This window comes from Nodosilinea sp. FACHB-131, from assembly GCF_014695395.1.
Lineage (GTDB): Bacteria > Cyanobacteriota > Cyanobacteriia > Phormidesmidales > Phormidesmidaceae > Nodosilinea.
This window is the reverse complement of sequence record NZ_JACJOF010000003.1, coordinates 1-13,473: the sequence shown is the minus strand read 5'-3', so window position 1 is coordinate 13,473 and position 13,473 is coordinate 1. Positions and strand designations below refer to the sequence as shown.

8 protein-coding genes are annotated in these 13,473 nt (G+C 47.6%); 7 read left to right on the top strand and 1 reads right to left on the bottom strand.

Going from position 1 to position 13,473, the window contains the following annotated elements; translation table 11 throughout:
* Nucleotides 1-35 precede the first annotated feature (35 nt).
* The 7 genes from H6F75_RS00175 (at nt 36) to H6F75_RS00145 (ending at nt 13,231) form a co-directional block, all read left to right on the top strand.
* The gene (locus tag H6F75_RS00175; protein WP_190748044.1) at nt 36-1,739 is read left to right on the top strand and encodes an NERD domain-containing protein/DEAD/DEAH box helicase; all 1,704 of its coding nucleotides are present in this window, start codon (nt 36-38) and stop codon (nt 1,737-1,739) included.
* A complete protein-coding gene (locus tag H6F75_RS00170) occupies nt 1,739-2,722 on the top strand; it encodes a hypothetical protein (protein ID WP_190748042.1) in 984 nt (327 codons plus the stop codon). Before H6F75_RS00175 ends, H6F75_RS00170 begins: the two co-directional genes overlap by 1 nt.
* The gene (locus H6F75_RS00165) at nt 2,722-4,383 is read left to right on the top strand and encodes a RecQ family ATP-dependent DNA helicase (RefSeq protein ID WP_190748040.1); all 1,662 of its coding nucleotides are present in this window, start codon (nt 2,722-2,724) and stop codon (nt 4,381-4,383) included. The genes H6F75_RS00170 and H6F75_RS00165 overlap by 1 nt, the downstream gene beginning before the upstream one ends.
* 30 nt (nt 4,384-4,413) lie before the next feature.
* Nucleotides 4,414-7,572, top strand: a complete 3,159-nt coding sequence (locus H6F75_RS00160) for a helicase-related protein (RefSeq protein ID WP_190748038.1) — start codon at nt 4,414-4,416, stop codon at nt 7,570-7,572.
* A gap of 240 nt (nt 7,573-7,812) precedes the next feature.
* On the top strand, nt 7,813-8,025 hold the full coding sequence (locus H6F75_RS00155; RefSeq protein ID WP_190748036.1) for a hypothetical protein: 213 nt from the start codon (nt 7,813-7,815) through the stop codon (nt 8,023-8,025).
* 321 nt (nt 8,026-8,346) lie between these two features.
* On the top strand, nt 8,347-10,035 hold the full coding sequence (locus H6F75_RS00150) for a hypothetical protein (protein ID WP_190748034.1): 1,689 nt from the start codon (nt 8,347-8,349) through the stop codon (nt 10,033-10,035).
* Between the two features lie 169 nt (nt 10,036-10,204).
* On the top strand, nt 10,205-13,231 hold the full coding sequence (locus tag H6F75_RS00145) for an SNF2-related protein (protein ID WP_242019552.1): 3,027 nt from the start codon (nt 10,205-10,207) through the stop codon (nt 13,229-13,231).
* Between the two features lie 95 nt (nt 13,232-13,326).
* On the opposite strand, the gene H6F75_RS00140 is transcribed toward H6F75_RS00145, so the two are convergent.
* Nucleotides 13,327-13,473: IS1 family transposase (locus H6F75_RS00140; protein WP_242019556.1), on the bottom strand; the 147-nt coding region annotated here is incomplete at its 5' end.

Genomic DNA, 13,473 nt, shown 5'->3' with positions numbered 1-13,473 from the left:
TATAAGGTAATACAGGGTACGCAAGCATATTTCCTATGGCTGTAATGGTTCCAGAAGCCCCTGCTGATTTCAACAACAGCCAGGGTGAGCTAGACGTTTTCAACGCCCTCAGGCGGCTAGATGACAGATGCTACGTCTTCCATTCCCTAAGGTGGCTTAGCAATCCCAAATATGGTCGGAAGAAGCCCCAGGGAGAAGCCGATTTTGCGATCTTTGACCCCCAGCGTGGGCTGCTCATTATTGAGGTCAAGTCTGGACTAATCCGATTTGAGGCTGGTAGCTGGTATCAGACTAATCGGGCAACAGGGGTCGAAAAGCTCATGAAAGACCCAGAGCAACAGGCCTCTAGTACGAAATTTGAGCTCCTGCCGCTCTTCAAAAACTCACTCTCACACACTGAAAATTGCCTAATAGGCACTGCTGTATGGTTTCCGTCAGGGACTTTTACCAAACAGGCCCTACCGCTTAACCTACATACAGATATTGTTCTAGATGAGGAGTCACTTAACTCTCCAGAGGTAGCCATCTCGACAGCCTTTGATTACTGGGGACAGAAATTTGGCCACCATCTGTCTCAGCGAGGTCAGGAGAGGGTTCTTAGCATTTTGGCTCCTACCTTCAAGGTCATTCCCTCACTCAAAGCTGGCTTTGACAAGCGGGCTCAGCAATTCATTCAGATGACTCGTCAGCAGGCCAGCATCATCGATTTTCTAGATGAGCAAGAAGTTGCGGTCATTAGCGGTGCGGCTGGCACAGGTAAGACCGTTGTAGCCCTGGAAAAAGCTCGTAGGCTCTCAGAGTTTAGTGAAAGCGTCCTATTCCTCTGTTACAATAGCGCCCTCCGAAACTTCCTAAAACAAGAGCATGATCTACCGGGTGTAGATTTTCATACATTCCATAGTGTTGCCAGAAAATTTGTTGGTGATGCTCCAACTTTTAGCTTGATGGCTGACAAGTTTTTGGAATATCTCTCCAACTTCACGGAGTTTTGGCCTTATCAGCATCTCATTATTGATGAGGGGCAAGATTTCTCAGACGAGTGGCTAGAGTGGCTAACAGAACGAACCGAAGGTTGCAAGTATATCTTCTACGACAAAAAGCAGCTTATTTATCGAGATACTCTTCCTAACTGGGTTGCAAACGCCGATTGTCGCTTGGTATTGACCAAAAATTGTCGAAACACTCTACAAATTTCAAGAACAGCCTACCGCTTTGCCAACCTTTCTCCTGGTAAACCCGGTGAATTGATTAAAGGATCACCCACTAAACTTCATGATTGCAATAGTCCAGCAGAGGTCGCTAAGCGCATTAAGCAAATTATTGGAGAATTATTAAGCCAAGATGCCGTGAAACCAGAGGAAATCGCCATTCTCACGATGACTACTACGGAAAATTCCCTGCTTTCGCATTTGGGATCTATCCAATCTGTTCCATTAGTCAAGTCTCTTGAAAAAGGTAAAATCTGCTTTACGACAGTTCGCAAATTCAAAGGTTTAGAAGCCCGAGTTATCTTTATCGTGGATCTTTGCCTTTCAGAGTTAGCCGCCCTAGACTTCCTACAAAGACTATATGTAGGGTGCTCGAGAGCTAAGGATGAACTTCATCTTTTTTTAGAAGGTTGCACAGATGAAAATATTAAAATTTCCTTAGAAGCAATTCAGCCAGGAACGAAGCTTCTTTCCAACAAGAAAAATATCGGGAAACTATTAAATGCCGAATGGCATAAGGAATGTTCATAATGTATCGCTCAGAAGCAATCGACAAAGCCCGAGAGTTTGAACTTATTCACAGGTCAGAACATATAGTCAAGGTGGAAGAGCTAATTGACAAGAACTTCAATAGCTATTTCGAAATGGTTTTAAGGACAGCAAAAGATGCCACAACTCCTGATGATTTGGCCGCAGCGTGGAATAAAACTGAAGCTACCCCAGACAAAGGCAAAGCTATTCGGGCATTATTCTCCAAGCGTATCGAAGAGTACAGAAAAGAATCTGAAAAGTACTGCAATGCGTTTGACGAAGAAAATCTTGAAGGGTTTATGTTCGATGAAAATGCTTTCAAGGGATATTTGACCAGAGAATGTCCGGTTATTACACATTCTTTTTATGCTAAAGCTGAAGAATTAAAAGAATGGCAAATTGCCTATGCTACTTCGTCCTCTGTTGAGTTGCTAGAAATATTCAACAATCTCATTCAGTTTAGCAATGATTATGCGGCCTCATTTAACGAATCCGAGTATTCTCAGTATCAAAGAGCAGAAGAGTTTGGCTTTGATAAGATAGAAGATGAAAACTATGGAATTGTAGGCGTCATTGGCATGGGCATCAAGGCAATTACTATTTATCATCTCTTTCCAAATATCTTCCCAAAAAGAGGAAAGCTGGATTTGTTTGGGATGTATTTTCTAACTGATCGATCTCATTTCCGTTTGCCGACTAAAACCTCCGAGTTCATAATGGTAAATGATAAAGCTAATGGGAAAGAGGGAGTTTATAAAGTCGATCAAAACTATTGGTATCCTTACGGATTATTTACAGCATATGCTATGAAGCTCTATTGCAAAATTGCTTCGTACTGTGAAAAGCAAGGAGCGCCTCTTAACCCACACTATCGATATGTCTACGTCAACACATTCCTTGAGGGAATTTCCCGTCATCACAAAGAAGATATACAAACGCTGACAAGAAGTAGTAATCCACAGTACCCAGCAAGTTATTTCTAATGTGCAAAAAACAAGAAATTCTTGAGAAATATTTTCCTGGCTATGAATTTAGGGATATTCAAGCTCAAGCTATAGACAAAGTTATTGCCAGCCAGAGCACAATGTGCCTGATGCCAACAGGGGGAGGTAAATCTCTCATTTTCCAAGTGGCTGGGCTGACATTGAACAAAATTACCATTGTAATCTCACCGCTTATCGCATTGATGGATCAGCAGGTAGACAGGCTCGTCAAGGAACAAGGAATTGACGCGATATGCTTAAGTGGTAAAGGTAATCAAGACCTGTATAACCTCCTGCGAGATATTGATTTTTCAGAAGGTGGAAAATTTATCTTTATGTCACCCGAGAAAGCTGCGTTCGATGGCTACATCGAATATCTGCTGAAGCAAAATCGTGACTATGTTGGGCTCATTGTTTTGGATGAAGCTCATTGTGTCTCCCAGTGGGGACATAGCTTTCGTCCAGCATATAAAGTAGTGCCTCAGTTCCTTGATCGCGCCTTTGGTTCCTTCGGCTGGCCTAAAGTTATAGCCTTGACCGCAACTCTCAACCCTCGTGATCGCGAAGAAATCTGTAGAGATTTTCGTATTGATCCTAAAGATATTATTGAAAGTCCTTCCTTGCTTCGCGACAACCTACAGCTTACCGTTGAAACGCTTGCAGATGAAGCGGCCAAGAAAATTCGGCTCAAAGAAATTTTACAGAATTACAGACTAAATCAAGAGGGAAATCCCAACAAAATTATCGTCTATACCCATCGTAAATCAGGCAAATATGGCACGAGAGCATTTGCTCAGGAATATCAGGAAGAAGGGTGGAACTGCGATTATTTTGATGCTGACTTGCCTGACAACCGTAAGGACGAGGTATTGAAGTCGTTTGAAACAGGACAAACGGATATCATTTTTTCGACAAATGCTTTTGGTATGGGTATCGATATTCCCGACATCCGAGTCGTTATTCACTATCTCATTCCCGAGTCGATTGAACAGTATTACCAGGAGGTTGGCCGGGCTGGACGAGATGGATATCCTGCTTTTGGGCATCTGCTGTACTCAGAGAAAAATATTAGTGTTCGCCAGGATATGCTCAAATCTAGCTTCCCAAAACTTGAAGAAATTCAGAATGCTTGCCTGTCCTCGCCATTAGCTATACAGGGTGGAAAACCTATCAGTTCACTTTCACCATTACTGGATTTCCCTGAAAAATCATCTCTCATGATGATCTTCTATGAGCTAATTGAACGTGGATTTATCAAGGTTTTAGTTAAAGGAATTCGTAGGATCGCCTGCTTTACGCCCTATCAAAATTCTGATTTTTCCGAATTCACCCAATTTGAGCAAGCATCTAAGCCAGGGCTGATGCTTCAAATTGTTCACAAAATGGGACAGTCCCTAACTTCAGTTACGGACAAATTGTACGAAGCTTTTACGCAACGTCAGACCAGATTAACCAGTGCTCCCGAGAAGGTGGTTTTCTACGAGTATCCTAATAAACCTAGTGAGAAAGAGATTGAGGAAATTGCTAAAAGTTTTGATGAAAAGAGACAAGCAAAGCTAGAAGCCTTTCAACAGTTAGTTGCCTTGGTGGAAGCGAACTCAGACCCGACAGCGGCGATTTGTAAACACCTTGGTATCCAGATGGAGTCCAGGGATTCGTAGCATTGTGATTACTTAAACTTCAGTGAAACCATGTCGCAGCCTCTGAAGACCTACAACTGGAAAATCAGCTACGCCAGCGACACTAGCAATCCCGTCGCCGACTTCTACATCCCCGCCCTCGAACGCTCCACCCAGTACGATCGCAAATCTGGCTTCTTCAACAGCGCCATCCTCAGCCAGGTCGCCGGGGGACTGGGGGCCTTCCTCCAAAACGAGGGCCGCATTCGCCTGATCATGAGCTGCCACCTCAGCAAAACCGACCTCCAAGCCATCCAGCAGGGCTACACCCTCCGCGATGCCGTCGCCGCCCGTCTCGACGCCAACCTCACCCCACCCACCAACTTTGCCCAGCTCAAACGCCTCGAAATCCTCAGCTGGCTAATTCAGAGCGATCGCCTCGACATCCGCATCGCCATTCCCCTGCGCCACGACGGGCAACCCCTCGACCCCGACGAGGCCATCAACACCCACTATATCTACCACGAGAAAGTCTGCCTCTTCACTGACGCCGACGGCAACCAGATCGCCACCACCGGCTCCAACAACGAATCCAGCGGTGGCTGGAACTTCAACGTCGAATCGTTCCACGTCTTCTGCTCCTGGGAGGGCGATCGCGACCTAGCCCGTGTACAGGAAGAAACACTGCGCTTCGAGCAGCACTGGCACAACCAAATCTCCAGCGTGCGTGTGTTTGAGGTGCCCGAAGCCGTCAAGCGCAAGCTGATCCGCTACGCCCCACCCCAAAAGCCAGTTTGGACAACCGACGACGAATTCAACCAGCGCCCCCTCACCCGACAGGAGCGCGAGCAGTTAGACATACCTAACCCAGAGCCCGTTCAGGAAGAAGAGCCAGAGGCCCAGATCGATGAGGCCGCCCTGGAGAAAGAACGGGAGATGTTTCGAGCGATCGCCAACATTTACCAAGACCCCGGCTGCCTCAGCGCCTGCCTCAGCTCCATCCCCATCCAACCCTGGCCCCACCAGATCAAAATCCTCAAACGTGCCGCCGCCGAGTTCCCCCGCAGCTTCCTAATCGCTGATGAAGTGGGCCTGGGCAAAACCATCGAGACCGGGCTAATCCTCCGCTACCTGCTGGTATCCCAAAAGGTCAAGCGCGTCCTGGTGCTGGCCCCCGCCAGCGTCCAACCCCAGTGGCACGAAGAACTGCGCGAAAAGTTCAACCTCCACTTCTGGAGCTACACCCAGGGCGAGTTCAAAGATTCCTACGGCCACACCACCCAACCCACCGGCAACCCCTGGAATAGCCAAAACCTGATCCTCGCCTCTAGCCACCTAGTACGCCGCCGCGAGCGGATGCAAGAACTGCTCGATGCCGAACCCTGGGATCTAGTCATTCTTGATGAGGCTCACCATGCCCGCCGTAAGTCGCCCCAGGCCCGCAAAGATACCCCCAACCGCCTGCTGCAACTGCTGGAGCAACTGCGCGACAAAACCAAAGCGCTGATTTTGCTCTCGGCTACACCGATGCAAATTGACCCCATCGAAGTCTTTGACCTACTGCATGTGCTGGGGTTAGAGGGCCATTGGGCCTACGGCGATACCTTCTGCGACTACTTTGCGTCGCTAGACAGCAAGCCCGACCGCCACCTGCTGAATTTTTGGCAAACGATGTCTGCCGACTACTTTGCCCGTGGCGGCCAGCCCTGCCCCCGGCTCCAGCAGCACCTCAGTCAGCAAGACCGGATGCTGGCCAGCCGAGTGGAAGATGCTTGGCGGGGGCGGCTGAAAATAACCATCAACGATCGCCTCTTCCTGCAAGATGAGGCCTTTCTCGCTGCCTCCCTGCAATTCCTGTTGACCAACACTCCGCTCAAAGACATGATGTTCCGCCATACGCGGGACACCCTGCGGGAGTACTACCGCCTCGGCCTGCTGGAAAAAGACGTGCCCCGCCGCGAGGTGTGCGACAACGCCATTACCCTCGAACCCACTCGCGAAGCCGACCTCTACCGCCAGGTGAGCGACTACGTGCGCCACTTCTACCGTCTGGCCCAAAAAGAACAGCGCAAAGCCCTGGGCTTCTTGATGACCCTCTACCGCAAGCGGTTGACCAGCTCCTTCTATGCCATTCAGCAATCGCTTCAGCGGCGGCTCGGTTCCCTCCTCACCCAGCAGGGCAGCAGCCTCACCGCCGATGATCTGGCTGACCTCGACGATGCCGACGATGCGGTGATCGAAGGGCTGGAGGGCTACATGGAGCCCGTAGACCCCCGAGAGATCGAGCACCTAGAAGCCCTGCTGCGGCAGTTTGAGAACACTGGGGAAGACACCAAGCTGGCTCACTTCATCGCCACCCTGCGGCAGGAGCTGGTGAACCGGGAAAGCGCGATCGCCTTTACCCAGTACACCGACACCATGGACTTTCTGCGGGAGCAATTGCGGGAACTCTACGGCAACCAGGTGGCCTGCTACTCGGGGCGCGGCGGTGAACTGTGGCGCGAGGACCAGTGGGCGATCGTGCCAAAAGAACTCATCAAAACCCGGTTCCGCGATGGCGAAATCAAGATTCTGCTCTGTACCGAATCTGCCAGCGAGGGCCTAAACCTGCAAACCTGCGGGGTGCTATTTAACTACGACCTGCCCTGGAACCCTATGCGGGTGGAGCAGCGCATTGGCCGCATAGACCGGATTGGCCAGCGTTACCCCACCGTCACCATCCACAACTTCTGCTACGACGGTACGGTGGAAGCGAAGGTGTATAAGAAATTGCGCGATCGCATTGGGGCCTTTGAATCTGTAGTCGGCACCCTCCAGCCCATTCTGGCCCAGGTGCCCACCTTCATCGAACGGGCCACTATGAGCGTCGATGCCGAAGAAGAAGACGTGCTGCTCTCGGAGTTTGACAAGGTCCTATCGACTCCGCCCCAGCAGCCAGCCCTTGATGACATGGTAAAACGCGATGTAGAGGCTGACCTGCAAGAGATTCAGCGATCACTGCCTCCTACCGCCATTACTCCGGAGGTTGTAGAGGCAACGTTCACCCAGTCCACCCTCCTCAATGCAAAAGGGATTCACTTTACCCAGGCCGATCAAGGCGTGTGGCAACTGGGTTACCAGGGGCAAACCTACCGAGTAACTTTCCAGCCAAAGGTATTTGAGGAAACACCCTCTCTACAACTACTGCTCTGGGGAGACCCCCTATTTGAAGAAATGCTAAAAGTAGGGTAAGAGCTGCCACAGAAAGCCCCAGAAACCCGCTAGAGGTTTTTAACAGTTACCTCAGTGTGATGGAGACGATTGATCAAGACCCAACCAATAGCCAGACACCATACCGCCGAGGAGTACCTTGATCGCTATCTCGATGAGGGGAATCTCTGGGAACAAAAGGATGCCCCCTTTCTCAGACAGCCCCTGGTCGATCTTGCGCGCTCACTTGGTGTTGCCCTTCAACGATAAGAATCTTGGGCGATGGTGAAGCGCCGGGCGCTGGCCGCAAGCGTTGGCTCTGAGGCGTGTAACCATACATTTCGCGCGAGCGGCATTACGAACTTCTTACGCAACGACGGTAGCCGCAATGATTTCCAGAAGATCGCGGCGCATGAGGATATTCGCACGATCGCGCTATATGACCGGCGAGCAGACAAGATCTCGCTCAATGAGATTGAACGGATTCGGCTGTAGCAAATAAGTCCGCAACTAATACTCTTGGTCACAGTTCTGTAACCTAGCAGCACCATAAACTCGAATGATGAATATAGTTTTGTTCATTAAAGGCAAGACGTAAAAAGGGAATGCTAGATCCGGAACTTGAATTCCTATGTTGTTAAATAAAATACCTCTTGTAAACGTCAAGCCCGATACCTTGGGTCATCTACAAGGAATGTAACGTCTTGTTCTGTATTTGGAGGCAATTTCAGTGGACCCTGCAACTCCAACTGCGTTTTTAGTCTCTTTTCTGTCCTGACTGACTATGCACAACAGTTTCATTTGGGCAAGGTGGTTATGAATTTCTGGAATTTTATAAGCAGTTTATTCGATCTATCACGCAGCGCATCATCATCTTCAACATCAAGCAAAAGCAAACAATCAAAGTCCGCAGCATCGAAATCAAAAACTGCTGACTCTCAGCAGTCGTCCTCTACTACAGCACCGCCAGCAACACCTGTAGAAACATTTGCCAAAGCAAAGGTAAAATCGCCTACTACTCGAACTGATCCCATAGCTTCTTCCATACCTAACATTGAGATAGGTGCTTACTCCACATTCTCACCTGTCAGCATAGACGATGCTGGAATTTGTTTGCGCTGCACACCAGAAATACCCAATGGTGATGATGCCGACTTATTTATTGATCTCGGTATTGATTTTGGCACTCGATACACTAAAGTTTGCTTCCGCAATAGTGATTCTAATCAGACGAGCATAGTTACTTTTGACAATGGGTCAGTTAACTTAGAACAAGCTCTAGTTTCCAGCCAAATCGCAATTTTAGATCGAGGGGAAATTCTTACTGGGCTGACCTCCAATGAGTGGGAAGCCAGCCAATGGCCGATCACCACTACCATAGGCTTCATTAAAATGCGGCTAGCCTACTTAGACCTACCTCAAGATAATCCCCACTGGCCACCATCTGTAGATGCGCTCGATAGTTCAGAAACTATTGAGAACCTCTCAGCTTATTTTCTTGGTCGCTTGATTGCCCGCAGTCGAAACTGGATTCAGACAACCCAGCCCGACCTTTTCAAAAAGCGGAAAGTAGGCTGGGTGTTAAAAGTCGGTGCCCCAGTAGAGTACTGGCATGGGCCTGCGATTGATCGCTTTGAGCGTGTGCTCAAGTTGGCCTGGGCTCTGAGCTTTACGCCTATGGTGCGGGGTGGCGATATGGTGACTCTACCCCAACTGAACCAGTGCATGAACCATGTGAGAGTATGGGTTGAGCAACATCCCGATTTAGACTGTTTTGCTAAGCCAGAGATTGCCGCAGCCGTGTGGGCACATATTCGGGCAGTGGGATCTCGGGAAGGTTTCTTTGTCTTCTCTGATGTGGGCGAAGGTACAACTGAAGGTGCTTCCTTTCGGTTCTATCGAGACAATGGAGAAGATAGGATTTCCTTCTACTCTGGTTTTGTTCGGTCATTAGGGGTTGCTACCTTATCGCAACAGCTACAGGATGAGCTAGCACTTGATTCGAAAGCTGTTCGAGATGCTTTATTATCTTGGAATCTTAGTTCCGACAATGCTAATCAGAAAAATATCCTGAAGAGTCAGACTCGTAAATATTTTCAGCGAATTGTTGCGAGTGTCATCGTCACAGGCTTTAATCGCTATCGCTCAGCATGCCCTCATCTTTGGAAAAGTGAAATCGGTTCTATCCTGAAAGTTTTTTTGGGTGGTGGCGGCAGTCAAATTAGCTTCTTTAGACATGGGGTTGAGTCAACATATACCGATTTTGGTCATCAGCGAAGCATCCCAGATCTACCTCCATATAAAACTGACAATGTCCCTGAGCCCGAAGATCTTGACTTGCAAAATTTAGACACCTCAGCATTTAATCGATTTTCAATTGCTTATGGGCTTAGTATTGCAGAAGGGCAGTTTCCCGAGTTCGATTTTCCTGACGATACTGATTTTCCAAAGCCGCCGCCTCGGCCAGAGCTGAACAATCACTCAGACATGAAAGATTTTTGTTAGAAATTCCGATCTTCTATAGTTTTTGAGTCCGGCTATCAGTACCATTTTTATCAATATTATGAGTGAATCATCTTGGAATCATGAACAATCAGGACAATCTGTTCGGCTGAAGAGTAACCCTAGCAAGCAAGGAGTGACGACTGGAAATTCGCGGAAGGCGGGAAGTCGAATGATGGTTCAGATAGAATTTTCTTCTTCCGAACGCACCTATTACCCAAAGTCTTTGCTAGAACCTTGTGGCAACCAAAATGAAAATGATTTTCAAAGCCTAATTTGTCAAGGTCGCTTTGGGGGGCCTGAAGACTTACGACGAATTCTAACTCTGGAAAAAATCAAGGGTCAGCTTACAAATGTTTTTTATAGCATGGAGACTAGTCAAACAGAATTTTATGCCCATCAGTTCAAGCCTATTCTTAAGTTCCTCAACTCAAGCCAGGGACGTTTACTCATTGCAGATGAGGTAGGTTTGGGCAAAACCATTGAGTCAATGTACATCTGGAAAGAACTCCAAGTAAGGGAAGAGGCCCGACGGCTATTGATCATTTGCCCGGCTATGCTGCGCCAAAAGTGGCAAGATGATCTCCACCAGCGCTTCAATATTCAAGCGGATATCGTCGATACTAAAAGCTTACTAGCTCGGCTAGAACGCGGAGTATCTCAACCCTTTGTCTACATAATTAGTTTAGAAGGCACTCGCCAAGGACTGGGGGGGGGCTCTGACTGGGATAACCCTGAAAATAACTCTCCTAATTTCCAACTTGCTCGGCTCCTTGATCAGAATCCTGCTAGCGAAACTCTAGGCTTATTTGATCTAGTGATTGTAGACGAAGCTCATTACTTAAGAAATCCCACAACTGCTAGCCACCGTTTAGGTCGCCTTCTTCGAGATGCTTCTCGGCACTTTGTACTTTTGACTGCCACGCCAATTCAAACTAAAAGCCAAGATTTGTTCAATTTATTGCGATTGGTTGATCAAGACACCTTCTACAATGAGTTTGTGTATAACGCTCTCTCAGAAGCAAATCGTCCTATTTTTCGCGCAATCCGCCATCTTTGGACAACTCCCACTAATATTTCAGCAGCACAACAAGAGGTGGCAACAGCACTACAATCGCACTACTTTTCTGATAACTCTATACTCCACGATATTCATAAATGCCTTAGTTCAGAACTGCTAGAAGATAGTGCTCGTATTGAGCTTGGCTATAAACTAGAAAAAATCTCTCTCTTGGGTCAATATATATCTCGCAGCCGAAAAACAGACGTTTTACCTAATCGAGTGATTCGTAAGGCCAGGACATTAGGGGTAGAGTTTTCTGATTTAGAGTGGGATTTTTACCAAACTGTATCTCAACAGATTCGCCGCCAGTGCAGAGGGAAAAAAGGCGCGGCTCTCTTCAAGCTTATTACTCGTCAACGTCAGATGGCGAGTTGTATGGTAGCCGCTTTTAGAGGCTGGCGTAAAAGTGGAGTGCTAGAGGAATTAGCTAATGTTGATGAGGAATGCCTTTGGGAAGATCTGGGGATAGGAATAGCTGATTGGAATGATGCAGATGATGCAATAAATACCCCAGTAGATCTCAATTTAACTGATGATGACCTAGAAGAGCTAGCTCGAAACGACAGTAAGTATAAAGAGCTAATTAAGTTCTTGAGAGAGGTTCGTCAAGAGGATCCCTCAGCAAAGTTCGTAATTTTTGCTTATTTTAGAGGGACGCTGCATTATCTCCTAGAGCGGCTCTTGCAGGATGGAATTGAGAGCTGCGCCATTATGGGTGGTATGGGCGATGCCAAGTGGGACACAGTTAACCGCTTCCGCGATCCTAATGGTCCTTTAGTATTGCTTTCTTCTGAAGTTGGTAGTGAAGGGATTGACCTTCAGCACTGCCGCTACATTATCAACTACGACCTACCCTGGAACCCAATGCGAGTAGAGCAACGCATTGGCCGTTTAGATCGACTCGGACAACAGGCCAACAGCATTGTAATTGCTAACTTCAGTCTTCGCGGTACGGTTGAAGAACGGATTCTAAAGCGTCTCTATGAACGCATTGATATTTTTAGACAAAGCATTGGTGAACTCGAAGAAATTCTCGGCCCTATGACGGAGAAGTTGCTAGTCGACTTCTTTCAGCAAGAGCTTACTCAGCAGGAAATGGATAAACGTATTCAGCAAACTATTGATGCTATCTTAAATCAGCGTAAAATTCATGATGACTTAACAGATAATGCTGTTAATTTTTTGGCTTTCTCAGATCATATTATTCAGTCTATTCAAGACAGTAAAGATAAGGGTCGATGGCTACAACCTCAAGAACTAGAAACCTTTGTGGCGGACTACTTTCAACGCTACTATCCCGGCACTACTATTCACCGTCGTTCGCAAGGTGAAAACTTATTTGATATTGCCCTGTCTAGTGAAGCTCGAATTGAGTTTAAAACTTTCTTGCATGGTAACCAGAGCGCTACACCTACCCGCCTTCAAAGCCACCAGGTGACCTGCTTTTTTGATCCCAAGTTGTCCAGTGCTATGGGTAGAGGCTACGAGTTGCTGGAACCTACCCACTCACTTATTCGGTGGATTCGCCATCGCTACGAATCTGAGCAGGATAAATTCTATCCCGTCTCAGCTCTTCGTCTAGAGGCTACGCAAGCTCAACTACCTCCAGGGCTGTACACCTTTGTTGCCCAACGTTGGGTCTTCACTGGACTGAAAACGGAAAGCCGTATTGCCTATCGTCTGGCTCGCTATAGCGATAGTGAAGTTTTCTCAGAAACAGTGTCAGAACGAGTGGTGATGCAGGCGGTACAAAAGGGACAGCCTCAGGTGAACGTTGGCAACTTAATTGAGGACTTAAATCAAGTAGTGATTAATCTACAAGCTTGTAAAGCGGCTTTGGAAGAGGCTTTCTGGCGAGAGGCTGATGACTTTGCAACCGATAACACTAACCGTTGTGATGTACAGCTACAAAGTGCGGAATCCTTTGCGGCCCGAAAAACTCAGGATTTAGAGGAACGCATTGAGCGTTTACGAACTACCGCCGATCCTAGCGGGTTAAGAATTATCCCCGCTTTAGAAGGTCAGCTGAGGAGAGTACGGGAAAACTTTGAGGTGCAGCGCCAGTTAATTGATCAAAGACGAAGCACTAGCTTTCAGCCTAATGCCTTAGCCCAAGGTGTCATCTTCTTAATTTGACGAGCGCTATCAAAGTGGATGCTGCACAATCTTGCACGGTGGCTTGGCTCGACTCCAACCTCGGTGCCCATGTCCCTATGCCTGGGCCGGTAGTACTAGAGAGGTAATGATGCGTTGTAGTGGTGAATAAAATTCCACAGCAAGCCAATGTGATTGCGCAGACTTTTAGAGAAGGCTAAGCTGCGTCTGACAAAGCGTGAAACCCGCTGTCTGAGAGTATTGTTGAATCGCTCAATGTAACT